Origin of the sequence: Arthrobacter sp. LAPM80 (assembly GCF_046736435.1) — a bacterium.
Lineage (GTDB): Bacteria > Actinomycetota > Actinomycetes > Actinomycetales > Micrococcaceae > Specibacter.
Window position 1 is genome coordinate 1 of sequence record NZ_JBCHVD010000075.1, and the last position, 405, is coordinate 405.

A 405-nucleotide genomic window follows, 5' to 3' on the forward strand; every position below is an offset into this window, starting at 1 on the left:
TGGAGCGTCCCCGGTTTGGTGGACACGGTTGGGGTTTGCTCGGGTTCCCGATTGTAGGAGACTACTTTTATGGGTTCCACTCGCAGGAGCTTTACCGATGAGTACAAGCGTGACGCGGTAGCGTTGATTACCGACGGCGGCTATTCAGTCGCGGAAGTCGCGAAGAAGCTTGATATTAGTGATACGACCGTGAGGAAATGGGTGAAGAAGGACCAGCCGGATAAGGTCGCCACGGTGGAGAAACCTTTGACCGAGTCCGAACGGGCTGAATTGCAGCGTTTGCGCACTGAAAACGCGAAACTTGAAATGCAGCTGGATTTCGCAAAAAAAGTATCGACCTGGTTCGCGAAAGGCCAGCAGTGATTTTTGCTGCGATCGCGGACTGGGCTGATTCCAAAGAATTCG

General features: G+C 53.1%; 1 protein-coding gene. It reads left to right on the forward strand.

From position 1 onward, the window contains the following. The first annotated feature begins 69 nt into the window (after positions 1 to 69). Complete coding sequence (locus AAGW05_RS18590) at positions 70 to 363, forward strand: transposase (RefSeq protein WP_411805152.1); 294 nt, start codon at positions 70 to 72, stop codon at positions 361 to 363. Positions 364 to 405: the final 42 nt, after the last annotated feature.

What these genes read in the sequence shown, in the direction of transcription:
- AAGW05_RS18590 (WP_411805152.1), top strand. Translation starts at nt 70, where the DNA reads ATGGGTTCCACTCGCAGGAGCTTTACCGATGAGTACAAGCGTGACGCG.